22 protein-coding genes are annotated in these 25,115 nt (G+C 45.6%); 6 read left to right on the top strand and 16 right to left on the bottom strand.

What is annotated here, in order from left to right; translation table 11 throughout:
- Positions 1-39: 39 nt before the first annotated feature.
- The 3 genes from cysN to J9B83_RS05960 all read right to left on the bottom strand — a co-directional run bounded on the left by cysN (position 40) and on the right by J9B83_RS05960 (position 3,729).
- On the bottom strand, positions 40-1,653 hold the full coding sequence (gene cysN / locus J9B83_RS05950; protein WP_211535828.1) for a sulfate adenylyltransferase subunit CysN: 1,614 nt from the start codon (positions 1,651-1,653) through the stop codon (positions 40-42).
- Positions 1,654-1,670: 17 nt separating this feature from the next.
- Complete coding sequence (cysD, locus tag J9B83_RS05955; protein WP_211535829.1) at positions 1,671-2,576, bottom strand: sulfate adenylyltransferase subunit CysD; 906 nt, start codon at positions 2,574-2,576, stop codon at positions 1,671-1,673.
- Positions 2,577-2,808: 232 nt separating this feature from the next.
- The gene (locus tag J9B83_RS05960; protein ID WP_211535830.1) at positions 2,809-3,729 is read right to left on the bottom strand and encodes a hypothetical protein; all 921 of its coding nucleotides are present in this window, start codon (positions 3,727-3,729) and stop codon (positions 2,809-2,811) included.
- Between the two features lie 157 nt (positions 3,730-3,886).
- On the opposite strand from J9B83_RS05960, the gene J9B83_RS05965 reads away from it, so the two are divergent.
- Positions 3,887-4,471: a Fe-Mn family superoxide dismutase gene (locus J9B83_RS05965; protein ID WP_211535831.1), complete on the top strand. Its 585-nt coding sequence runs from the start codon at positions 3,887-3,889 to the stop codon at positions 4,469-4,471.
- Between the two features lie 80 nt (positions 4,472-4,551).
- On the opposite strand, the gene J9B83_RS05970 is transcribed toward J9B83_RS05965, so the two are convergent.
- Both J9B83_RS05970 and J9B83_RS05975 read right to left on the bottom strand, forming a co-directional pair.
- Positions 4,552-4,998 (bottom strand): tellurite resistance TerB family protein, encoded by a 447-nt coding sequence (locus J9B83_RS05970; protein WP_211535832.1) that lies wholly within the window; start codon positions 4,996-4,998, stop codon positions 4,552-4,554.
- Positions 4,999-5,000: 2 nt separating this feature from the next.
- Positions 5,001-5,462 (bottom strand): DUF6942 family protein, encoded by a 462-nt coding sequence (locus J9B83_RS05975; protein WP_211535833.1) that lies wholly within the window; start codon positions 5,460-5,462, stop codon positions 5,001-5,003.
- A 214-nt stretch (positions 5,463-5,676) separates the two neighbouring features.
- On the opposite strand from J9B83_RS05975, the gene J9B83_RS05980 reads away from it, so the two are divergent.
- The 4 genes from J9B83_RS05980 (at position 5,677) to J9B83_RS05995 (ending at position 8,893) form a co-directional block, all read left to right on the top strand.
- Positions 5,677-6,075 (top strand): YeeE/YedE family protein, encoded by a 399-nt coding sequence (locus J9B83_RS05980; RefSeq protein ID WP_211535834.1) that lies wholly within the window; start codon positions 5,677-5,679, stop codon positions 6,073-6,075.
- Positions 6,076-6,085: 10 nt separating this feature from the next.
- Positions 6,086-6,505 carry a DUF6691 family protein gene (locus J9B83_RS05985; RefSeq protein WP_211535835.1) on the top strand — a complete coding sequence of 140 codons (420 nt, stop codon included), beginning with the start codon at positions 6,086-6,088 and terminating at the stop codon, positions 6,503-6,505.
- 264 nt (positions 6,506-6,769) lie between these two features.
- On the top strand, positions 6,770-7,936 hold the full coding sequence (locus J9B83_RS05990) for a type III PLP-dependent enzyme (RefSeq protein ID WP_211535836.1): 1,167 nt from the start codon (positions 6,770-6,772) through the stop codon (positions 7,934-7,936).
- A gap of 117 nt (positions 7,937-8,053) precedes the next feature.
- A complete protein-coding gene (locus tag J9B83_RS05995) occupies positions 8,054-8,893 on the top strand; it encodes an MOSC domain-containing protein (RefSeq protein WP_211535837.1) in 840 nt (279 codons plus the stop codon).
- 67 nt (positions 8,894-8,960) lie between these two features.
- On the opposite strand, the gene J9B83_RS06000 is transcribed toward J9B83_RS05995, so the two are convergent.
- Positions 8,961-10,547 carry an ABC-F family ATPase gene (locus tag J9B83_RS06000; protein ID WP_211535954.1) on the bottom strand — a complete coding sequence of 529 codons (1,587 nt, stop codon included), beginning with the start codon at positions 10,545-10,547 and terminating at the stop codon, positions 8,961-8,963.
- A gap of 307 nt (positions 10,548-10,854) precedes the next feature.
- On the opposite strand from J9B83_RS06000, the gene J9B83_RS06005 reads away from it, so the two are divergent.
- A complete protein-coding gene (locus tag J9B83_RS06005; RefSeq protein ID WP_211535838.1) occupies positions 10,855-11,361 on the top strand; it encodes a Crp/Fnr family transcriptional regulator in 507 nt (168 codons plus the stop codon).
- A gap of 50 nt (positions 11,362-11,411) precedes the next feature.
- Here J9B83_RS06005 and J9B83_RS06010 read toward each other — a convergent pair whose 3' ends face one another.
- From J9B83_RS06010 to J9B83_RS06055, 10 genes are all read right to left on the bottom strand, one after another.
- Positions 11,412-11,765 carry a RidA family protein gene (locus J9B83_RS06010; protein ID WP_211535839.1) on the bottom strand — a complete coding sequence of 118 codons (354 nt, stop codon included), beginning with the start codon at positions 11,763-11,765 and terminating at the stop codon, positions 11,412-11,414.
- Between the two features lie 105 nt (positions 11,766-11,870).
- Positions 11,871-12,479: a cob(I)yrinic acid a,c-diamide adenosyltransferase gene (gene cobO / locus J9B83_RS06015; RefSeq protein ID WP_211535840.1), complete on the bottom strand. Its 609-nt coding sequence runs from the start codon at positions 12,477-12,479 to the stop codon at positions 11,871-11,873.
- A gap of 28 nt (positions 12,480-12,507) precedes the next feature.
- The gene (gene metH / locus J9B83_RS06020; RefSeq protein WP_211535841.1) at positions 12,508-16,242 is read right to left on the bottom strand and encodes a methionine synthase; all 3,735 of its coding nucleotides are present in this window, start codon (positions 16,240-16,242) and stop codon (positions 12,508-12,510) included.
- A gap of 178 nt (positions 16,243-16,420) precedes the next feature.
- Positions 16,421-18,064 (bottom strand): coiled-coil domain-containing protein, encoded by a 1,644-nt coding sequence (locus J9B83_RS06025; protein ID WP_211535842.1) that lies wholly within the window; start codon positions 18,062-18,064, stop codon positions 16,421-16,423.
- 209 nt (positions 18,065-18,273) lie between these two features.
- The gene (gene pepN / locus J9B83_RS06030; RefSeq protein WP_211535843.1) at positions 18,274-20,907 is read right to left on the bottom strand and encodes an aminopeptidase N; all 2,634 of its coding nucleotides are present in this window, start codon (positions 20,905-20,907) and stop codon (positions 18,274-18,276) included.
- 12 nt (positions 20,908-20,919) lie between these two features.
- The gene (locus J9B83_RS06035; RefSeq protein WP_211535844.1) at positions 20,920-21,744 is read right to left on the bottom strand and encodes a DUF2797 domain-containing protein; all 825 of its coding nucleotides are present in this window, start codon (positions 21,742-21,744) and stop codon (positions 20,920-20,922) included.
- Entirely contained in the window at positions 21,744-22,025 is a 282-nt protein-coding gene (locus J9B83_RS06040) for a YeaC family protein (RefSeq protein WP_211535845.1), read from the bottom strand. Before J9B83_RS06040 ends, J9B83_RS06035 begins: the two co-directional genes overlap by 1 nt.
- A gap of 35 nt (positions 22,026-22,060) precedes the next feature.
- Positions 22,061-22,945 (bottom strand): rhomboid family intramembrane serine protease, encoded by an 885-nt coding sequence (locus tag J9B83_RS06045; RefSeq protein ID WP_211535846.1) that lies wholly within the window; start codon positions 22,943-22,945, stop codon positions 22,061-22,063.
- Positions 22,946-23,036: 91 nt separating this feature from the next.
- A complete protein-coding gene (locus tag J9B83_RS06050; protein WP_211535847.1) occupies positions 23,037-23,918 on the bottom strand; it encodes an NAD(+) kinase in 882 nt (293 codons plus the stop codon).
- Positions 23,919-24,051: 133 nt separating this feature from the next.
- Positions 24,052-24,990 (bottom strand): 1-aminocyclopropane-1-carboxylate deaminase/D-cysteine desulfhydrase, encoded by a 939-nt coding sequence (locus J9B83_RS06055; RefSeq protein ID WP_211535848.1) that lies wholly within the window; start codon positions 24,988-24,990, stop codon positions 24,052-24,054.
- Positions 24,991-25,115: the final 125 nt, after the last annotated feature.

The raw sequence follows: 25,115 nt of genomic DNA on the forward strand, positions 1-25,115 counted from the left end.
GGGGGTCACTTACATTTAGGTTGATTTTTTGTGGTGTATTTAAAGACGAACGCTTTCGATTATTAAGTCCACCACGCTATCCAAGCCAGTTTCGGCTATTGAAGAATCCGCCAAGGCACTGTCTTCAATAATAAAGGTGACGCCCGTTTGTCGAATAAGCGACACCTCTTGAGCCGTCGCATCTGCTTTGGCCAACGCCACCACGCCCTGTTTAAGTAGCAGACGCTCTAGCGCTTCAGCTTGAACCAATACCTCAGCCGTTACTGCGATCACCGCTGGTTTTTGTCCCAACCGTGCTGCACGATCTTCTGCACTGACTTTTGTCGCTTGTTCAAGATCTGCTGCGACCTCTTCCACCATACCAGCGCCAACGGTTACATTGGTTAAACGATCAATAATAATCAATGCACCGGTAAAACGACTGTCTGTGTATTCATCAAATGCCACAGGAGCATCAAATTGAACCACGGCCTCACCAATACCATTTAATTCCAAAGCATCGATTTTATGTTTGTCTAACGTATTCACATCGATACGATGGTTAAAATGGTGCACCTTACCAGGCACTGTTTGCGTGCCCAGCTTAAAATCGTAAAGTTTAACGGGCACCAGAGGATGCTCAGCCATCCACACAACAGAAGCACGCAGTGTCGAGGCGATCTGCGGCGCTTGGCCAACGTGCGACAACATACCACCACGGCTGATATCAATTTCGTCTTCCAAGGTGATCGTTATCGCTTGACCGGCTTTTGCCATCGCAAGATCACCATCATACGTAACAATACGCTCAACCTTTGATGTTTTACCTGATGGTAAGGCCACCACGGTATCGCCTGGCTGAACACGACCCGCCGCAACTGTCCCAGAAAAACCACGAAAATCAAGATTAGGTCGGTTAACGTACTGTACCGGGAAACGAAACGCATCTTGCTTCAAATCGCGATTAATTTGTACACTTTCCAAAATCGCCATGAGCGGCTCGCCTTGATACCAAGGGGTACTGTCCGACGCATTGACCACGTTGTCACCGCGAAGTGCTGACATGGGAACAAATTGTATGTCCGCGGGGTTACGGTCACCCAATTGATCCACAAACGACAAATAATCGTCTTTGATTTGATTAAAGGTCTCTTCTGAGAAGCCCACCAAGTCCATTTTATTGACCGCGACCACAAGGTGCTTGATGCCTAATAAAGAGGCAATAAAACTGTGACGACGAGTTTGTGTTTGTACGCCATATCGAGCATCAATCAATATGATTGCAAGATCACAGGTGGATGCGCCTGTTGCCATGTTACGAGTGTATTGTTCGTGACCTGGTGTATCCGCAATGATGAACTTGCGTTTTTCCGTTGAAAAATATCGGTACGCCACGTCAATGGTAATGCCTTGCTCGCGCTCAGCTTGCAATCCATCGACCAGTAATGCCAAGTCTACTTCTTCGCCTTGCGTACCAGATTTTTTGCTGTCGCGCTTTACGGCGTCCAAGTGATCTTCATAAATCAATTTTGAATCGTGTAGTAAACGGCCAATGAGTGTACTTTTGCCATCATCTACGTTGCCACAAGTTAGAAGGCGCAGTAGATCTTTTTCTTCATGTTGTTTCAAATAGCCAAGTATGTCTTGGCTGATCAATTCTGACTGGTGTGACATTTTGTTTACTCCAAACCTTAGAAATAACCTTGCTTCTTCTTTTCTTCCATCGATCCAGAAGAATCGTGGTCAATCATTCGCCCTTGTCGCTCTGAGCTTTTTGTCAGTAGCATTTCTTGGATAATCTCTGGTAAAGACGTAGCATCGGACTCCACCGCGCCAGTCAGCGGGTAGCAACCCAAAGTACGAAAACGCACCGACTTCATCTCTGGAACTTCACCATTCAATGGCATACGTTCGTCGTCAACCATGATCAAAGTACCATCACGCTCTACAACAGGGCGTTTTGCGGAGAAATACAAGGGCACAATTGGAATGCTTTCTAGGTAAATGTATTGCCAGATATCTAATTCGGTCCAATTCGACAAAGGAAAGACGCGAATGCTTTCGCCTTTGTTCACTTTGCCGTTATAGATATTCCAAAGTTCAGGACGTTGGTTTTTAGGGTCCCAACGGTGTTGTTTATCACGGAAAGAATATACCCGCTCTTTGGCTCTGGATTTTTCTTCGTCGCGACGAGCACCACCAAAGGCCGCATCAAAACCGTATTTGTCTAAGGCTTGCTTCAGTCCCTGAGTTTTCATCACATCCGTGTGTTTAGAACTACCATGTGTAAAAGGCCCTACTCCCTGCTCAATGCCTTCTTGATTTTGGTGAACAATCAATTCCAACCCTAATTTAGCCACCAGCTCGTCTCTAAAAGAGATCATTTCTTTAAATTTCCAACCTGTGTCCACGTGCATTAGTGGAAATGGCGGCTTGCCTGGGTAAAAAGCTTTCATTGCCAAATGCAGCATCACGGCGGAATCTTTACCGATCGAGTACAACATAACCGGATTATCAAATTCTGCCGCCACTTCACGAATAATATGAATACTTTCGGCTTCTAGCTGTTTTAAGTGAGTCAGTCTTGCCTCTGTCATAATTTCCTATCTCTGTTATCTGGCTTGAACAATGAAGCCAATATAACATTCTTTAAAGTTATAAAAACAAAATTAAATAGATGTATTTAGAATAAGCATAGCAAGAATGCCTTATAACTAAAATTCATAGAAATGGCAGTTAGAATGCAAAAAGCCGACATAAAGCCGACATAAAGTCGGCTTTAGTTCAGTTTTTGTGACAGTTTAAAAAGAGAGTGAGAGCCCTAGAGGTTTATTCATCACTAAATTGTTGCTCTAACATAAGCTGATTAATTTGCTTGCGAAGACGAATGATCTCGCCATTCACTTGGGTTCTGAACGCATCGCTGGATTCAATCGCATCTTGATGATTTGCCAAGGTTTGCTGAATTTTAGCCGTATCTGCGTTCTTAGACTCGATCGAAGCTTTTTGCAATGAAGCGACATCATCTTGTAAGGCATCCAGCTCTTGCAAAATTTGCTCTAAACTCAAAGCTTGCGCTTCGTTCTGACCCGTTTGAGCAGCAATTAGCGCATCCGCTGTTTCTAATTTTTTCGCCTGGGTTTCTTGTTGAACAGCGACTGCTTTAAGTGTTTCATCTAATGTCGCAACAGATGGTACTAGTTTGTTGTAACCGGCTTCTACATCGTTAAAGGCGTCTGCTTGAACGGCAATGCGCTTCGACTGCGTCGATAAGGTTTCCCGCATGGCAGACATTTTTTTGTCCAACGCATCAAGCGATTCGTTATTGCTAGCAATGGCTTTTCGGTTGGTATCATAAGAAACACCCCATAGCTTACGAATTTCACTGTCGTGCTTTTTCAGGGTTTCTTCTAACGTCTCACCTTGCTTGTTAGCCGACACATCGGCCGCTAGTAGCTGGTGATCCAAGTTTTGAATTTCACTTTTCGCACCGTACAACTCATTGCGCAACTGCATATTTTGTTGCCACAGCCAATAACCTGCACCAGAGGCAGCGACAATCAGCATAATTAACAAGAAGTACACGCCAGCAAGGCTTTGCTTTTTATGCACGACCGTTGGCGCATGGGCAGGTCTTTTAGGGGTAGGAGTGGAAGGCCCTTTTTTGACTGGTGTACTGGGTCTTCTTTCGCTGACTTCATCTTGATCCAGAGTCAGGCTTGGGATCTCAACATCATCGTCTCTTCGCATGGAAATCTTATATGGCCGTTATTAACAAAAATTATAGAAAATTAAACTAGAACAATCCTAAATAATATTATCTTAAGATGTTCGGTGCTACTATATAAGCACCATTAACTGCTTGATAACAAGCATTTTTCGTTAATAAAAAGCAAGGAGAATTGAAATGGCTTTTGAATTACCCGCTCTTCCTTATGCTAAAAACGCACTAGAGCCTCATATGTCTGTTGAGACGCTTGAATACCATCATGGCAAGCATCACAACACCTACGTTGTTAAGCTAAACGGTTTGGTTCCTGGTTCTGAATTCGAAGGCAAAACGCTTGAAGAAATCATCGCCTCTGCTCCAGCTGGCCCTGTGTTCAACAACGCAGCACAAATCTGGAACCATACGTTTTTCTGGAACAGCTTAAGCCCTAACGGCGGCGGCGAACCAACTGGCGTACTGGCTGATGCCATCAATGCAAAATGGGGCTCTTTCGCAGACTTCCAAGCGGCTTTTGATGACAAAGCCGTTAACAACTTCGGTTCAAGCTGGACTTGGTTGGTGAAAAACGCTGACGGCTCTCTAGACATCGTTAACACAAGCAATGCTGGTACGCCAATGACAAGTGGTCAAACGCCTGTTATCACCGTTGACCTTTGGGAACACGCTTACTACATCGACTACCGCAACGTACGCCCTGACTACTTAAAAGGTTTCTGGGCTCTTGCTAACTGGGAATTTGCTTCTGCAAACTTCGCCGCTTAAGTAAGCGTTCGTCTTTTAAGACCAGTCACAAAACGCGGCCTTTGCCGCGTTTTTTTTGTGAAAAAATATGGTTTATCGCTCTACTTTGGCGAACTCATTTCATTTTGCACAGACAACTTAGCCTGTATAAATTCAGAGTGCGGCATAAAGAGCAGCTCGCTAATTCGACGAATCCGATGATCTTCGTGAGCATCGATATCGCCATCCGCCAGCGCTACTCGCCAAAGGGCTTTCAACAATGCTAACTTTTGCTCTAACGTCGCATTTTCGTTAACCACTTTAGTGAATTGATAAAGATCGTTAGCATGATCCACACCTGAACGCGCTTCCGCATAGATACTGTCGATATCATCGCCTAAATCGCTCACTTGATGCAAAAAGGCTTTTACTTGTTGTTCTTCTTTTTCGTCCACTTCGTGATCGGCTAACATGACTTCCATTAGCAGAACCGTCACGGCTTTTTGGTACGATATTTTCTCACTTTCTTCAACCGGAAAACTGAACAGACGCTTTAACGCTTCTAACATGATCACTCCAAAATATAGGCTCTTAAGGCCTCAATAAGACTATTAGGAAATTGTCGATAATCAAGATAAGGACACCAGACACGCGGCAAAGACACATGCGCTAATTGCGCTCCACCGCCATAAACCGGCTCACCATTTACAGGCAAACGGTCTTCAAATGTTTTACCGACAATAAATAAGCCGCCTTTATAATCAACGAGCTGATCAACAGAAAATGTAATAGCGATGTTGTTAAATAAGCTGTTATCTCGATGATAGCGCCATTTCGCAGCATCCTCCGCGGTCAATTTCGCCATAATAGTAAAGATTTTACGCCAATGGTTGCCATTTAGTGCCACTAACTCAGCTACATTGGGTACTTCCAAGTAAGCCTTATTAGCATCACTCGGTAACTTAGGGGTATTTGGCAGTAAAAATACAAATGTTGCTTGAGCTGGAGGCGCACCTAACCATAGATCGTCCATTGTCTCTCCTCATTAATACAACCAGATTACCTTGTGACACTATCAATATCAGCAAATCAATCGGTAAAGATTATGGAATTGGCGCTATCCGCGACTGCAGAGCACCTTCTTTTGCGTAAATCCACAAAGAAAAGGTGTCTTTTGCCGCTTTAGTATTAGACACAGACGACACCTTTAAATTAGAATTCACTCATATAAATATGAGGAGTCAAATATGGATTCAATTTTTAACCCCCTGGTCGGTGGCCTACTCATTGGTTTAACTGCCACGGTTTACCTACTCACAATAGGTAAAGTCATCGGCATCAGCGGTATTTTATCGCAATTGCTGTTTAGCAAAGAGCGCCTCTTACCTTTCTTATTTATTGCCGGCCTGATCATCGGCGGCAGTGCTTACGGAGTTTTCACTGAGCAAACGGTGCCCTTTCCTGAAGTAAGAAGCCCTTGGTTGTTGATTATTTCCGGTTTATTAGTCGGCTACGGCACACGATTGGGTGGCGGCTGTACCAGCGGACATGGCGTTTGTGGTATTTCTCGATTTTCCCCTCGCTCCATCATAGCCACACTCACCTTTATGGCGACGGCCATCATTACCGTCGCGATCGTCAACTAGGAGACATTTTATGTACGCGTTCATCACATTGGCTTCTGGCTTGGTCTTTGGTTTGGGTCTGGCATTTTCTGAAATGACCAACCCAGCAGTTGTTATTGGTTTCTTGGACATCATGGGAGATTGGAATCCTTCTCTTATCATAGTGATGGCCAGTGCCATCGGTGTTGGGGTTATTGGTTACGCCATTAAAAATAAACGTATCAAGCCTTTAGTCGCGAGCACTTGGCAAGTACCGAACCTGCGCCATATTGATTCACAACTCATCATTGGCTCTGGCTTATTCGGTATTGGTTGGGGGCTGAGCGGCTACTGCCCAGGTCCAGGTCTTACGGCATTAACCAACAACCCAAATGAAGGACTGTACTTCATCGGTGCATTAATCGTAGGCAGTGGACTGCACTTTTTACAGAACAAAGCCACGCAAAAATAGACCCTTGAAATCATTCAATGAAAGAGACTTTTTCGGTCTCTTTTTTTTGCCTAAAAAAGCAAAAAATACTTGACCCAAAGCCCCTTGCGCCTTAAATTTCGCCCGCGTCATTGCTGAACATAATCCGCACCGCTTCAACTGCTGCGCTAGTCGCTTAAGGCCTTTAGGCCGGATAAGTAACAGCCACAAGTAGGACGGGAGAAGGTAAAGGCGTTTACTTATTTAATCGGTTTATGTTTTGCATAATCAAGGAGCTAAAAGCCCATGTCTATTGACGTTAATTCTTTTTACACCCCAGAAAGTTTCGCTCGTTTTAAAGCCTTTGCAGATACAAAAGAAACGCCTTTTGTGGTTATCGATACCAGCATTATCGACGAAGCCTACACAGAGCTGACCAAAGGCTTCCCTGTGGCGGACATTTTTTACGCTATCAAAGCCAACCCCGCACCGGAAATTTTAACCCTGCTGCGTGATCGTGGTTCAAACTTCGATGTGGCTTCTCGCTACGAGCTAGACAAGTTATTCGCTATTGGCGATGTGGCTCCAGAACGCATTAGCTACGGCAACACCATCAAAAAAGCCAAAGACGTACGTTACTTTTATGAAAAAGGTGTGCGTATGTTCGCAACGGATTCTGAAGCGGATTTACGCAACATTGCCAAAGCCGCACCAGGCTCTCGCGTTTATGTGCGCATTTTAACGGAAGGTACAGTAACAGCAGATTGGCCATTGTCTCGTAAGTTTGGTTGCCGTCCTGACATGGCGATGGATTTGTTGGTCTTGGCAAAAGAGCTGGACTTGATCCCTTACGGTATATCATTCCACGTAGGATCTCAGCAAAGAGACATAGGCGCTTGGGATGCGGCCATCGCTAACGTAAAAGTGATCTTTGAGCGCCTAAAAGAAGAAGACAACATTGAGTTACAGATGATTAACATGGGCGGCGGCTTCCCAGCCAACTACATCACCCGCACCAATGAGTTGTCGACCTATGCCGAAGAAATCTCGCGCTTTTTGGAAGAAGATTTTGGTACAGACCTACCACGTATTATTTTAGAGCCTGGTCGCTCTTTGATTTCTAATGCCGGTATTTTGGTGAGCGAAGTGGTGCTGATTTCTCGTAAATCACACACCGCATTAAATCGCTGGATTTTCACCGATGTGGGTAAATTTTCAGGGTTAATTGAAACCTTGGACGAATCCATTAAGTATCCTATTCACGTTGAAAAAGGCGGCGAATTGGAAGAAGTGATTATCGCTGGCCCAACCTGTGACAGTGCCGACATCATGTATGAAAACTACAAATACGGCCTTCCATTGAATTTGGCGATTGGTGATCGTATGTACTGGCTCTCAACAGGGGCCTACACTACGACTTACAGCGCGGTAGAGTTTAATGGCTTCCCGCCATTGGCGTCTTACTATTTGTAAAAACAGCGGTTGTTCTGTTATTGAATATCAAGCCTCTGCGGTCATCGCAGGGGCTTTTTTATTGAAATAGCGTTGCGCCTGGGTAATCATACTGACCTATTGCAAAAAGGAACTATCATGCCATTCTCTCTTAGTGAATTGACTATTTATCCCATTAAATCCATCCAGGGCATTCATCTTCAACACAGCCACGTAGACCTGGATGGCCTGCGAGGCGATCGGCGCTACATGTTGGTAAAGCCAGATGGTCAATTTATCAGTGGTCGTGAATACCCAACCTTAACACTCATTCGAGCAACTCAAACCGCAAATGGCATTTGGACCTTGTCACACCCCAAAGCCTCAGACTCTCTTACACTTGATGAAAGTCTATTCTCATGTATTTATCTGTCCGTCACCGTTTGGGACGATACCGTCGCGGGGCAAAAAACTCACAACCAAGCAGACGCCTGGTTCAGCGAGTTACTCGATAAACCCATTCAACTGGTCTTTTTTGGTGAAGCATCACGGCGCCAAACCCATCGTCGTCCCAACGCGCCTGTTACCTTCGCTGATGGTTATCCTTTTTTACTCACCACCCAAGCGTCTTTAGACGACTTGAATAAAACCAGCAAAATGCACATTGAAATGGCGCAGTTTCGCCCAAACTTAGTGGTTCAAGGTAATGAGGCTTTCGCTGAAGACAGCTGGAAACGTATTCGTATTGGTTCAGTCGAATTTGAGAACGTCAAACCCTGTGTTCGCTGCATTTTCACCACATTAAATCCCGCCACTGCGGAATCCGTTGGTAAAGGGGAACCATTAAAAACGCTGGGGAAATTTCGTTTGTTGGATAACCAAGAAGGCATCACCTTTGGCATTAACATGGTGGCCGTTACTACCGGAGAGATTCAACTTGGTGATTCAGTCGAAATATTAGAATACCAAGAAGCCGACCATTATATTGATCGCCGATAGTCCACTAAAACGAAAAAAGGAAGCGATGAAGCTTCCTTTTTTCGTTAGGCATTTAGTGAAGGAGTAATTAAGACTCTTGTTTTGCTAAGTACTCATCGTAGGTGCCGTGGAAATCAACAATGCCTGCATTTGTCACTTCGACAATGCGTGTTGCCAATGACGATACAAACTCACGGTCGTGAGAAACGAAGATCAGGGTACCGGGGTAGTTTTCCAATGCCAAGTTTAATGACTCGATCGATTCCATGTCCATGTGGTTAGTCGGTTCATCCATCACCAAGACGTTGGGTTTTTGCAGCATCAATTTACCAAACAACATACGACCTTGCTCACCACCCGATAAAACTTTAACGGATTTCTTGATGTCGTTTTGAGAGAACAATAAACGCCCTAATGTGCCGCGGATCACTTGCTCGTCGTCACCCTCTTGGCCCCACTGCCCCATCCATTCGATAAGGTCGACGTCTTTTTCGAACTCGTGATGATGGTCTTGTGCGTAATAACCGATATTCGCATTTTCAGACCACTTCACATCACCTTTGGTCAGTTCCGTATCGCCTACCAAACATTTCAATAGTGTGGTTTTACCGATACCGTTTGGCCCGATGACCGCGATACGTTCACCCACTTCAACCATCATGTTCAAACCGCTGAACAATTCTTCGTCATAGGATTTCGCTACGTTTTCGATTTGAACCGCCATACGGTGCAATTTCTTCTCTTGCTCAAAACGAATAAAAGGACTTTGACGGCTAGAGGGCTTAACTTCTTCCAACTGAATCTTATCAATTTGCTTAGCACGAGATGTGGCTTGCTTAGACTTAGACGCGTTTGCAGAAAAGCGGCTAACAAAAGATTTAAGTTCGTTAATTTGCGCTTTTTTCTTCGCGTTATCCGACAACAAGCGCTCACGAGCCTGAGTCGACGCCATCATGTATTCGTCGTAGTTACCGGAGAACAAACGCAATTCACCGTAGTCCAAATCGGCCATATTAGTACAAACCGAGTTTAAAAAGTGACGGTCATGGGAAATGATTATCATGGTGCAGTTACGCTCAACCAAAACACCTTCTAACCAACGGATAGTATTGATATCCAAGTTGTTGGTTGGCTCATCAAGCAATAAAATTTCTGGATCAGAGAACAGCGCCTGAGCCAGCAATACACGCAATTTTAGACCTGGCGCCACTTCACTCATCAAGCCGTAATGTTGGTCTGTCGGAATGCCCACTCCCAGCAATAATTCACCAGCACGAGCATCAGCAGTATAACCATCCATTTCTGCGAATTCAGCTTCCAAATCACCGGCGCGTAAACCATCTGCTTCGGTCATTTCAGGGTTGGCGTAAATCGCGTCTTTTTCCGATTTAATCGCCCAAAGCTCAGTATGCCCCATGATAACGGTGTCGATGACTGAATATTCTTCGTAGGCAAACTGATCCTGCTTCAATTTACCCAAACGCTCGTTTGGATCCTTAGAAACGTTACCAGAACTCGGCTCTAAATCGCCGCCAAGAATTTTCATGAAGGTGGATTTACCACATCCATTCGCGCCAATAAGACCGTAGCGCTTCCCTTCTCCAAATTTAACAGAAACATTTTCAAAAAGAGGTTTGGCACCAAATTGCATGGTGATATTGGCTGTCGTTAACAAAGCATTCTTCCGTATATCATGAGGTAAATTAGGCTGATCGTTCACCTTGCTAGGCAACGACAGCATTGATGTGGCGCATTATCGCACAAATTAGCCGAAGTCTTTAAGAGAGAAACCATCTATTTTCAACAAGAAACCTCTTTTAAAGATTTTGCTCGAACCAAACACTTTAAACTAGGTCAAAATAATCATCGGATTTCATAATTACACCGTAAAATTTAATCAAATCGCCTTACTTATTGATGATACTAATGTAAAGCTACATTTAACCGATAAAGTGATATGCCTAACTTGAATGGAGGAAGCAATGAATACGGTTTTAAAGCAAGAAGCCCATTACGACTTATCCCCATCGTACTTGAAAACAGGTTCTGTTCTTGGCGCCTTGTCCGAGGAGGCCATTCAATTTCTGGTCAATACCGGCGTGTTACACACTGTGAGTAAAGACGATTTGGTGTTTGCCTATGGCAGCAAAGGCGAAAGCTTCCATCTTGTATTGCACGGCAGCCTAGATTATTACAAGCAACACGACAATAAACTGCAGCGCACCCGCACCATTCGCTTTGGTGAAGCAATAGGTTTTGTTTCAATGATTGCTTTGCATGACCGAGTTGGCAGTGTTTACGCGCTGGAAGAGAGTTTATTGCTTGAAATATCCAGTCAACTATTCAGTGATTTCCATGACAAGTTCCCATTTGATTTCGGTATTTTAATCATGAATTTATCTCGAGATATGGCTAGGATTATCCGAGTACTGAGTAACGAACTGGTCAGAAACGATGTGGTCATCGAAGATGTGATAAAGAAACAATGAAGAGAAAATTGCGCTGGCACAAGTCTGTGCCAGCTGCGGGTACTGATAACTTATTTAACAGCAGCAACTACGGAGATTTCAACCAACAACTCCGCACGCGCCATTCTCGCTTCAACACAAGCACGCGCTGGGGCGTGACCTTCTGGAATCCAGGAGTCCCATACGGCGTTCATAGCAGCAAAATCTTTCATATCACGAAGGTAAATGGTGGCAGACAAAATGTAAGATCGATCCGATCCTGCTTGCTCCAACAGAGCATCTACTTTGTCTAGCATGGTACGAGTCTGCTCAGAAATATCCGTGTTCGCATCTGCACCCACTTGGCCGCACAAATACACGGTTTCGTTGTGCTTAACGATACGACTCATGCGTTGACCTACTTCCATGCGTTCAATTGTTGCCATAAAAACCTCTATACAATCTAAAAAATAACACCCGATGATTCTAGGTATGTCGCTTGCTGTTGCTCTGTTAAAAAAACAACGGCACCAATATAAAACGAGACGAGGTTAAAATTCCAGACCTTTTTGCGCTTTAATACCGCGTTTAAACGCGTGCTTGGTTTCTTTGATCTCGCTGACTGTATCGGCAAGCTCAATCAAGGCCTCTGACGCCCCACGCCCCGTAACCACAAGATGTTGGTTTTCTGGGCGATTCATTAAGGCGGTTAACACGTCGTCTTCCACTAAATATTCATAATGCAGCAGGTAAGTAAGCTCATCGAGCACCACCAAATCGATGCTTGGGTCTGACAGCATTTGAGAGGCTTTTTCCCATGCTTGCTCTGAAGACGCCACGTCGGACTCGCGGTTTTGCGTTTCCCATGTGAAGCCCGCTGGCATGATTTCCCATTGCACATTGTCTTGGCGTTTGAAGAAATCAATTTCACCTGTGTTCCATTCGCCTTTTAAGAACTGCACCACTCCGACTTTCATACCGTGACCAAGGGCTCTGGCCACCATGCCCAAAGCGGAACTGGACTTGCCTTTACCATTACCCGTCAGCAATACAAAAGTACCTTTATCTTCCTGCGCTTTTGCAATGCGTTTATCAACGTGCGCCTTAATTGATTTCATGCGCTCTTTGTGTTTTTCAGGGTCTTTAATCGCTTTTGCCATCGTGCTCTATTCCTATTAACCGTTGTGATTAAATTCGATCGTCTTCTGGGTCGTAACCAAGGTTCGGCGCTAACCATCGTTCTGCATCGTCTTTCGTCATACCCGTACGAGCAGCGTAATCGTCCACTTGATCCGGACCAATCTTACCAACACCAAAATAAGCGGCATCTGGGTGAGCGAAATACCAACCACTCACGGCCGCCGTGGGCAACATGGCATAACTCTCCGTAATCTCCATACCTATGTTGTCCTTCACGTCCAATAAACGCCACAATTTGGCCTTTTCTGTGTGATCTGGACACGCAGGGTAGCCAGGAGCCGGGCGAATACCTTGGTATTTTTCTTTGATCATTTGCTCATTGGTTAAGGCTTCATCTGGCGCATACCCCCAGAACTCTTTCCGTACTTTTTCGTGAAGATATTCCGCCGTGGCTTCGGCCAAACGATCCGCTACGGCTTTAATCATAATGGAATTATAATCATCATGATCCGCTTCATAAGCAGCGACCAATGGATCAATACCAAAACCAGCCGCACAGGCAAAAGCCCCCATATAATCTGGCACGCCCGCGTCTTTAGGGGCAATAAAGTCGGCAAGACTATGATTGTATTTACCCGGCGCCGTCAGCTCGTTTTGAATACGAAGGAAAGACAAACGCTCGATCACTTCTGAACGAGATTCATCGGCGTAAATTTCTATGTCGTCGTGATTCACTTGGTTGGCTGGAAATAATCCCACCACAGCACGGGCTTGCAAACACTGGCTGGCAATAACTTCATCCAGCATAACCAAAGCATCTTTGTACACACGGGTGGCTTCAACACCGACCACGTCGTCGGTCAAAATACGTGGGTAAGCCCCTGCCAATTCCCATGTTTGGAAGAAAGGTGTCCAGTCTATGTAAGCTTTCACTTGCTCGAAGTCGATGTCCTGCTCCGTCAAAATAGTTACCCCCAGTTTATTTGGCGCTACGACTTTGCCAGCAAATTCAATGGGGGCTTTGTTCAAACGCGCCTTGTCGAGCGACACACGACGACCCGCTTTGGCACGATCTTTATAGCGAATGCGGGTTTTTTCGTAATCGGCTTTAATGTCATTCACAAAGGCCTGATAACGATCTTTGTCTTTGCTGAGTAAAGCACTAGCAACACCCACACTGCGAGACGCATTGGTGACGTGAACCACTTGGTTACGCTTGTAGTTTTGTTCGATCTTCACCGCTGTATGGGCTTTTGATGTGGTGGCACCACCAATCATCACCGGCAAATCGAAACCCTGACGCTCCATTTCTTTTGCCACATGTACCATCTCATCGAGCGACGGGGTAATTAAGCCAGACAGGCCAATCATGTCGGCGCCTTCTTCTTTGGCGGTACGCAGGATTTTTTCCGCCGGCACCATAACGCCTAAGTCGATGACTTCAAAGTTATTACATTGCAGCACTACACCAACGATGTTTTTACCAATGTCATGCACATCCCCTTTCACCGTCGCCATCACGATTTTGCCGTTACTGGACGATGCTGTGTCCATATTAAGGCGCTTTTCTTCTTCGATATAAGGCATCAAGTAGGCTACGGCTTTTTTCATTACGCGAGCAGATTTCACCACTTGTGGTAAAAACATTTTACCAGAACCAAACAAGTCACCAACAATCCCCATGCCATCCATCAATGGCCCTTCGATCACCTCTAGCGGACGTGGAAAAGCAAGGCGCGCCTCTTCGGTGTCTTCGTCGATAAACTCGGTAATCCCTTTTACCAGGGCGTGACTCAAACGCTCAGACACGGGCAACCCGCGCCATTCTTGGGTTTCTTTCTCGGCGACTTCCCCCGTACCAGCAAATTCACCCGCCATCGCCAGCAAGTTATCAGTGGCATCCGGCGTACGATTTAATACCGCGTCTTCGACGGCATGACGTAATTTTGGTGGAATGTCTTCGTACAACGCCAATTGACCGGCATTGACGATACCCATGGTCATCCCTTGTTTGATAGCGTGATACAAGAAAACAGCGTGGATTGCTTCACGCACAGGGTTGTTGCCGCGGAATGAAAAAGACACATTAGACACACCGCCTGATACCTTGGCGTACGGTAGCTCCCGAGTAATATCTCCTGTCGCTTCAATAAAATCTAAGGCGTAGCGGTTGTGCTCTTCAATACCGGTGGCAATGGCAAAGATGTTCGGGTCAAAAATAATGTCCTCTGGCGGAAAGCCTACTTCGTCGACCAAGATATGATAAGAACGACGACAAATCTCAATTTTGCGTGCGCGCGTGTCCGCCTGCCCCACTTCGTCAAATGCCATCACGATGACCGCAGCGCCATACTTCATCAGCTTACGAGCTTGCTCGCGAAACTTGTCTTCGCCCTCTTTCATGCTGATGGAGTTGACGACACCCTTGCCTTGCACCCATTTCAGACCGGCTTCGAGTATTTCCCATTTGGAAGAATCCAACATGATGGGCACACGCGAAATATCAGGCTCAGAAGCGATCAGTTTTAGAAAGCGCTCCATGGCCGCTTGCGAGTCCAACATGCCTTCGTCCATGTTGATGTCGATGATTTGTGCGCCGTTTTCAACCTGCTGACGCGCCACGTCGAGGGCCGTGTCAAAGTCACCTTCTTTAATAAGGCGCTTAAACATGGCCGAACCAGTAACGTTGGTACGCTCACCCACGTTAACAAACAAGCTGTTGCCATCGATGTTAAACGGCTCCAGTCCTGACAATCGACACACTTTTTCAATATGGGGAATGACTCGCGGCACGGCGTTTTCAAAGGCTTTTGCAAAGGTTTCAATATGCTCTGGCGACGTTCCACAACAGCCACCAATAATATTCAAAAAGCCAGAATCTATCCAACCTTGAATCTCTTCTAACATTTCTTCTGGTGTTTCGTCATATTCACCAAAGGCATTTGGCAAACCCGCATTGGGGTGTGCCGAGACGTAGGTGTCGGCGATGCGAGACAATTCTTCAACGTACTGACGAAGTTCTTTCGGCCCTAACGCACAGTTTAAACCCACAGACAATGGCTTAGCGTGGGAGATGGAGTTCCAAAATGCTTCTGTGGTTTGACCCGATAAAGTACGACCAGACGCATCGGTGATGGTACCCGAGATCATGATGGGGTAACGCACACCGGTTGTTTCGAAATAATCTAATACCGCATAAATCGCCGCTTTAGCATTTAAGGTATCGAAAATAGTTTCAATCAAAATTAGATCTGACCCGCCTTTTATTAAGCCATCAACGGCGACCGCATAGGCTTCCACCAGCTCATCAAAGTGAATATTACGAAATCCAGGGTCGTTTACATCAGGAGAAATAGTACAGGTACGGCTGGTAGGCCCAAGTGTGCCAGCGACAAACCTTGGTTTATCTGGATTTTGCGCGCTAAATTCATCGGCTGCTTCTCGAGCCAAACGGGCCGATTCAAAGTTTAACTCGTAGCTGAGGTCTTCCATGTGATAATCAAGCATGGAAATATAGTTTGCATTGAAAGTATTGGTTTCAATGATGTCGGCACCGGCTGCTAAATAACCTGAGTAGATTGCCTTGATGATGGAAGGTTGAGTCAAGGAAAGCAGGTCATTGTTACCTTTTAAGTCACTTTCCCAATCGGCAAAACGCTCGCCACGATAGTCTTGTTCTTCCAGCTTGTACGCTTGGATCATGGTGCCCATGGCGCCATCGAGAATCAATACGTTTTCAGCTAGTCGTTTCTCAATAATAGAATACGAATCGGACTTTACCACTCTCACCACCTCAAAAAAGAATATGCGAGGGTACTATACCGAAAAGTCTGCATCAGCGCGTTGAAAAAAAGTAATAAGGAGTTGAATGATCCGATATGAAAAAGCAGAACACCCACTTCATAGCGAAGTATCGGTTCTGCCTTTTATAATGAAGCGAGAGACAAAGTTCAGAGCGTGATTATTTTTTCGGCTTATTCAACCGACCCACTAAGAAACCACCTAATAAGCCCATTAAAATAGCGATCGACCAATAACCATATTTTTCCAGCAAATTAGTGTTAATCAAAGACAGGGTTTCACTGCCTCGATACACTTGTCGCTGAATCTTTTGGTCTTGAAAGTTCATTTGTTGCGACACAAACAGATTCAACTGTGCATTTGGCTTTTCATTCAACCCAGCCACACGCCAGCGCCATTGTAAGCGAGCGTTTTGCACCACCGCACTGGCCACCGGTTCGCTAACCATACGAATGTCGCTGTCTGTAATCAACTCCGCTTGATAGGTCTGACCAGTTAAAGCGGGCGAAACGTCTGCAGAGACTAGTATTTCAAAATTGTCATACAAGGCCATTTCACTGGGTAATTGCCACTGCACATTTTGCAAGGTAGAACGCGTTTGTGACTGTAATGAATCGATAGCAGCGGCAATGGTGATGCTGCGATTTTCATTTAACTCAAGAGATTGCTGGGTTTCATTTAGCTGCATAGCCAAAGCGGTTAATTCCGCTTGGCTGGCCAACAATGCCTCTTGAGCCGCGTTTAAACGGATGGAAAGCGCAGCATTGTCTTGCTGTGATTGAGCAAGTTCTTGGTCTAACGCTTTCCAGCGCGCTTCGTAGTTCGAGCTCTCATCTAGAGCCGCTTCCAACCTAACCACATCAGCATGGTAATCGTCTATCGCTTGCCCCTGTTCCAGTACGCGATTTTGTAAGCTTTCCAATTCGGTTCGTAGACGTTGGTTTTCACCTTGATAATCGAAAGCGTCATTTTTAGGTAATAAGCTTGCCATCGAGTCAGTTCTAGGTTGTTCAGTCATGCTAGAAGAAGGCTCTGCAACCTCAGAAGGAACGTCTGTTATAGTAGGCGCCACTTCGAAAGCTCGAATTCTATCCCACAGTATTTGCTGCTGCGCTCTGGAATCGGACAAGGCCCCACCCAAGATTAAGTTTTCTTTTTTTAACGCAGATAAACGCTGCTGATTGGCCTCGTTATCGACTTCAAGATTGGCGTAGGCTTGCTGTAATTGCGTGTTTTCGCTGAGCAAAGCCAAATAGCGAACGGGATACTCGTCGTTATTTTTGGGTAAGGACTCTAATCGTACAATTTGCTGTTTGAGAGCGGTATTTTCATTTTCTAATTGGCTAATGCGACGCTTGAGTAAATCGTTATCTAAAGTTAAAGCGGTATAACGGGATTCAAGCGCTGCCCGTGACGCTTTTTGCTCTTCTAAAATAGACAGTGTTTCTGCATCGATATTGCTTTTATCGCTTTGCAAACGCGCAATTAATTCGTCTTTTTGATCCAAAGACTGGTTAAGTGCGGCTAATTGAGCTTGATTATCGGCAATTTTCTGTTGCAAGGAGGATATTTGAGTGTCTTTGTCGCTTATTTCTTGCTCTAACGCAGAAATTTTCTCCTGATCTTGGTCTGCTTCAGGAGCAGTTAACTGCTGAGCGTCTTGACCTATCAAGGAAGTATCGATACCAGATTCAACGGCATCGGTAGACATCATGGAATCAGATTGTTCTTGGGAAGTGGTACTACAGGCCGACAATAACAGCCCAAAAGTAATCGGAATAACCATCCGCTTACATGATTTCATTTTTCGCTCCTTAACAAACTCAAGGTCGACAACAGATTAGATTCCCTCACTTATGACAGATTTCAGTTTAGATTGCAAAGAACCCGTAAAGATGACACGGGAGCGGTGGATTTAAGCCCACCACTCCCGCGTGTTTGTTATGCTAAGTAAGCATTATTATTGTACCTTCGCTTATTTAGCATAATCACCTCTTAACGGTATTTTAAAGATTACGCCAAACTTTTGGTGATAACCTCGTAAACGTCTTTCGACAAGTCTTCTGCCAAAATACGCTCTAACTCTGCCTTCATTTGCACACTCAATTCTGGCTGAAGCTTCTTCCAGCGCGTAAGCGGTGTGCAAAGTCGAGAAGCGATTTGCGGATTGCGTTTGTTGAGCACAATAATCTGATCCGCTAGAAAGCGGTAACCGCTGCCATCCGCCTTGTGAAAACCAGATACGCTTTGACCAAAGCCACCCAATACAGAACGCACCTTGTTCGGGTTTTTCAGATCAAACGCTGGGTGTTCCATCAAGCTTTTGACCGTTTCTAAGGCGGTGTCTTGCTCCTGGGCTGCGCTCAACATCAACCACTTATTGACAACTAATGGTTCGTTTTGCCATTGCTCATAAAAGGCTGCCAGTAATTCTGACGCGCTATCCAGCTGACCATTCACCGCAATCGACAAGGCCGCAAATTGGTCTGTCATATTATCGGCGCTCTGGTATTGAGCACGAACCGCTTGCTGCGCTTTCTCGTCACCCGCTTCAACCCAATAAGACAAGGCTATGTTTTTTAGTGAACGATGAGCGATTTGCTCCGCACTAGGTTGGTAGCCACTCGACATACTATGGGCTTGGTATGTGCGCTCGAACTCAGCGGACAAGGCGGTTGCCAACTGCTGTTTTAGGTATTGACGCGCCTGTTTAATCGCTGCGGGATAAATCGGATTCGCCAGTTCAGACAAGTAAGCTTGACTTGGCAAAGCAAGCACCAAGGCCACCATAGCGGGGTCTAGGCTGTCGTCGTTTAACAGTGTTTTAAAGCCGTCGACCAACTGAGAGTCAACCGCTAACGTTTCACCTTTAATGGCTTGATCGATCAAGGTATTAAGTTCGTTAACGGCCAATTGTTGAGCCGCGCTCCAGCGGTTGAAGCCATCATTATCTGTCGACATAAGCAGCAATAAATCTTCTGACGAATACTCATAACGCAACTTCACCGGCGCTGAGAAGTCTCGTAACAAAGACGGCACTGGTTGTGTGGTCACACCGGAGAAAACAACCGTTTGTTCCGACTCAGTGAGATGCAACACATGATCTTGCGCCGTCACGCCCTCAACTGTGGCTTCTAACGCCTTACCCTCTTTGTCCAACAACCCGACTCTAACCGGAATGTGCAAAGGCAATTTGGTCGGTTGGCCTGGTGTCGCTGGCGTCTCTTGTTTCAGCGTTAATTGGTAGCTTCCTGTTTCCGCATCAAAATGATCTGTGGCGGTCACAATCGGTGTTCCGGCTTGAGAATACCAGCGCTTGAATTGGGTTAAATCCACACCCGAAGCGTCTTCCATAGCGGCAACAAAATCATCGCAGGTAACGGCTTGACCATCGTGGCGCTCAAAGTACAAATCGGAGCCAGCGCGGAATTTTTCTTCTCCAAGCAAGGTATGTATCATGCGGACAATTTCTGAGCCCTTCTCGTACACAGTTAAGGTGTAAAAGTTGGATATTTCAATAAAAGACGCAGGACGCACTGGGTGCGCCATTGGGCCTGCATCTTCAGCAAACTGAGCCGTTTTCAAAAACGACACATCTTCAACACGCTTAACCGTGGCAGAATGCATGTCGGCCGAAAAGGTTTGGTCACGAAATACGGTAAAGCCTTCTTTTAGGCTTAACTGGAACCAATCGCGACAGGTCACCCGGTTGCCTGACCAGTTATGAAAGTACTCGTGAGCCACAATGGCTTCAACGCGCAGATAATTATCGTCCGTGGTGGTTTCTGGGCTGGCCAATAAACAAGAGGAATTGAAAATATTCAGCCCCTTGTTTTCCATCGCCCCCATGTTGAAGTCGTCCACTGCCACTATCATGAAAATGTCTAGATCGTATTCGCGGCCATAGACTTCTTCGTCCCAGCGCATAGAGCGTTTAAGGGCTTCCATGGCGTAATCGACTTTATCAATATTATGGGATTCCGTGAAAATTTGCAGAGTGATTTCACGCTGACTCTGCGTCGTAAACACATCATTTTTCACCGCAAGATCGCCTGCCACAAGAGCAAACAAATACGCTGGTTTCGGGAAAGGGTCGTGCCAAACTACGACGGTTTTACCTTCGTCGTTTTTACCACGCTCCACTTGGTTGCCGTTTGACAGCATGACAGGGTATCGAGCTTCGTCGGCAATAATGGTGGTAGTAAACACCGACATCACATCAGGACGGTCTAAATAAAAAGTGATATGACGAAAACCTTCCGCTTCACATTGAGTACAAAACATAGAAGAAGAACGATACAGGCCTTCTAGTTTTGTGTTGTTCTGAGGCTCAATAAGCGTTTCGCAGGTCAATACAAACTCGTCAGCGGTGGCGGTAATGATCAGCTTGTCTTCGCTAACACGATACTCTTCCGGCGGCAATGGGTAGTCGTCCATGGCCACACCAATCAATTTGACATCTTCGCCGCCATCCAACACTAAAGGCGCAGTGGATTTACCAAAAGCAGGGTTACGACGCATGTGCAAACGCGATGTGACAACCGTAGTGCTCTCATCAAGATCGAAGGTTAATTCAGTTTTGTCGATCAAAAAAGCCGGTACTGTGTAGTCTTTAAGGTGTATCGCGGAAGGTTGACTCTCTTTCATGTGCTGTCGCTCCTAAAATGTCAATGTCGCTTGGTAGCCAGTGTATTTGCGGATGTTGATAACGCCCGTGTCCAGAATCCAATATTGGCCTTTGATGCCCATTAGCGTCCCTTCTATTAAAGGCGTTTTTTCGGCATTCAGACTGGTAATTTTTGTGGGGTATTCAATAACAGGGTAAACGAACTCGTGGGTTTCGTTCTCATCAGACAAATCTGTAATGGATTGCAATCCAAACTCGCTCTGCAAAGCATCCAAGCCTTCGTATAACTGGCCGATCAGGCGCTCTTGTTCATGCTCAAGATCCATCACCAAGCTGTTGCCTTTGAGCATATTACGCCAATTGGTTTTGTCTGCCACCTGGGTTTTAAATAAGGTCTCCACCAGCCCTGACATACGACGATTTTGCACTCTAAATAAGGCCCTAGCCTGAGTGGCACCCTGATCTATCCAGCGAGTTGGGAGCTGGTCGCCGCGAGTGATCCCGACTTTTAATGCCGAAGAGTTGGCTAAGTAAACATAATGGCTTTGCATGCAATATTGCTCAGCCCATTCTGGTTCTCGACAGGTGCCAAGATGAAAATGACATTTTTCTGGACTCATAATGCACACATCACAGGCCGCTAATTTGCGAAAGCAGTTATAACAAAAACCTTGGCTGAAGGACTTTTTAGTCACTTTTTTGCAATTCGTGCAATGAATCACGCCATCAAGATGAAGGGAGACTTTCTTCGATAATAAATCGTTTACCAGTAACGATTCGCCACCAAGAGTCAGGGTATAAAACACCTGACCCTCTCGAGCTTCGGTAGACATTTTTCGTATATTGCCATGCAACATTAAGCCTGACCCTCAGGACCGTCGCCTACCCATTTGATGGTGTCTTCTTCTTTTTTGGTACTTTTACCGCCAATATTTTTATGCCCCGTGGTGTCTATAAAACCAACGCGGTCTTTCTCTTCTTTGTTGTTGTAATCGTAGGTAATAATCGCTTGCAGACAAAGTTCGGTTTGGTCTGGCGTCAAACGTACACCGTTTGGCCATTTTCCAAGCTCAACCGATTGCTTCAATCTCACGTATACTTCTGGCGACATGTTGTCGATCATTTCTTTAAAATTCATCTTTGTATCTCTCTGTCATGAAACAGGCTGTTTCGTTATTTATTACGATATTTGGTGATTAACCAATACAAAATACCGAGCCCTAAGCCCGATAGTAAACCAATGGTATGGGCGGTGTTTGCAATGCTGCCAAGTCCCACCATTTCTGGTAAAGGCGTGTAGCCAACCAACAACCACAGGGCAAAAAACGCCATCAATTGCTTGCTGATCAGCACCGGCCATCGAGGACTCAATAAAGGCAATAACCAAGCAAACCCAATCACGCCATACACCACACCAGATAAGCCACCGAATAATGGATAACCACTAATCTGGTATTGCAACACATTACTCAATACGGCAATGATCACTACACCTAGACTCCAGGCTACAGAGCCTAAAATGCGTTCTAACTTCCCACCGATGTCCCAAACCCAAAGCGTGTTAAACACAATGTGCAACACACTAAAATGCAACAACGCGGGGGTAAAAAGACGCCAATACTCATGGGAGTCTAATACTTGAGAAAGGGTAAAATAGTAAATTTGACCATTGCGAACATCAAACGAGCTGATGGCGAAATACCCGACAGTGGTAAGGTCAGCCCCCAGATTGGTCAGCGCGGCCACCAAAAAGGTGGTTAGCAACAAAATGGTAGTAACTGGCGCTGTTTTAATCTGAGCTAAAAAGCCATTTTCTTCGCTACGATTGTTGCCATGAGAAGTAGGCTCTTTTGACGGCCGAGCGTGTTGCAATGCCGTGGGATCTTGTTGCCAAGTATGAAACAGACTTTCAACGGTTGGTAGCTGATTAGGATCGCGAATCCAAAGTTCATTATGACCGTCTTTTGACACCACCTGATGCGCCACTTTATTCCGCCAAAGCGCCTCGGTTAAGTGCTTGGGGTCTTCGGTTGCTTTGAACTGATACACAAAATACATGACGGCCGCCGACTGACTTTTTTAGATCATTATGGTAAAAACACGCTTTACCGGTTCTCTCTATACTCGCTCTTCACTAAGTTGGACTACTTTATGGTCGATAACCCGTTTGCCAGCCCAATTTATCACGACAGACGTTATAAAAATCGTGGTTTTTAGGATGAATCAGTCGAATGCTTCCGGCTTTTTTAGTGATGTGTATTTCATCACCCGGCGCGGCGGTAATGTTCAACTGGCCGTCACAGCTCACACTGGGATAAGTCAGGTTAGATTCACACACCACAATACGAATGCGTGCATTCGCATCTATCACAATAGGACGATTACTCAAGGTATGCGGGTGCATAGGCACCAAGACGAGAGCGTCAAGCTTCGGCAGCATAATAGGCCCGCCTGCCGACAAGGCGTAAGCCGTCGACCCGGTTGGTGTGGCGACAATTAAACCGTCTGATTTTTGGTTCATCACAAACTGATCATCAATAAACAAATCAAAACGAATCATTCGAGCCGATTTACCCGGGTGAAGCACCAAATCATTCAGGGCTATGCCCTCACCGCTTGGGCGATTTTGACGCTTAATTTTCGCCTCTATCATAAAGCGTTTTTCTTCATGGTATTCACCGCCAAAAATAGGATCCAACTCTTCTTGAAGGTTGTGCGGGGAGATATCGGTTAAAAAACCAAGTGTGCCACGGTTAATACCCAATACAGGAATGTCGTAATTGCAAATGGCTCTGGCGGCACCCAAAAAGCTACCATCACCACCGACCACCATCACCATGTCACAGTGATCACCCAGCTCTTTTAATACTGATGAGTCAACTTTGATACCAGGCATCATGGCTGCTAACTGATCTTCAAGAACCGGCGCTATGTCTTTTTCTTGAAGATATTCCATCAGTTTCTTAACTGTGTCTAAAATCTGAGGTTTATCTAGTCGAGCAATAATACCAACACGTCTAAAAAGACTCATGTGTCATTCTCTTCCCGTATGTCGATGTCAAATAAAGTTACTCACACAAACGAATTAACCAAAAGATAGTGGCTATGTGAGTTTACATATGTGCAGCAACTCTAACATGAAGATGGCTATTTTCGCTATCTCGTTAACGGCCAACAAAAGGGTTACGACTTTGTGGATAGCCTCGCCAGCCTTGCAAGCCACCCGTGTGGATAAATAACGTACGTCGATACGGCCATTGACCCGTTTCTATGGCCTGACAAACTGCCCGCAAGGCCTTACAGGTATACACTGGATCCAGCACCTCAGTCGGATTGCATCGAGCAAATTCCGCCATAAAATCGATCAGTCGTTGACTATGTTTTGCGTAACCGCCCTCATGGCAATCACCATGAAAGTGCAGTTTCCCTTTTAAATCGCTCATGCTTACGCAAGCATCAGACAGCGTGTCAGCCACATCGAGAATCGTTGCTTTTTGTTCTGGCTCACCTTTTAAAGCACTAAAAACATGCAGCGCCGGCACATGAGAACACGCTAAGAAACCTGCTGCGGTGGTGCCTGTGCCAGAGGCGACAACCCACGCATCGTAATCGGGGTTTGCCGCATAAATTTGCTCCGCCCAATCACGACATCCCAACGCCCCCAGCAAGCCACCCCCGCCTTCCGGAATCCAATAAATATCTTGATGACGAGACGTTATACAGTTGGCCACATCAGACAATTCACCCAATCGAAAATCCTTGCGTTGTGAAGGCCACAACTCTACGCCCTGATCGGCCATGTCTCTTAAGGTTGGCGTCAGTGTGGGTTGCAACTCTCCTCTGACAACAGCCACCGCTTTAAATGGCAAATCTTTTAAGGTCGCACCAAACGCGTGTAAATGATTGGAAAATGGCCCTCCAAACGTACCTATTGTTGTCACATTTTGCGCCCTTGCCGCCTGCAAATGATGCTGCAACTTATGCCATTTATTGCCAGGTGCACTAGGGTGTTCCAAATCCCCGCGATAAATGGCTAATTGGCATTCTTGATCCACGGCAGCGGTGCGCCCGTAAGGCAACACAATCGAATGAGTAATTGACACAAAAACCACCCCAAAACAATGACGAATAAAAACGACAGAATAACACACGCTCATTCAACAAAAAGCTTGTTAATTAGGCGCTTAACCCAACATTGCTCCTTGGCGCGATGCGCCTGACATGATTT

The organism is Marinomonas vulgaris, assembly GCF_018145875.1.
GTDB classification, from domain to species: domain Bacteria; phylum Pseudomonadota; class Gammaproteobacteria; order Pseudomonadales; family Marinomonadaceae; genus Marinomonas; species Marinomonas vulgaris.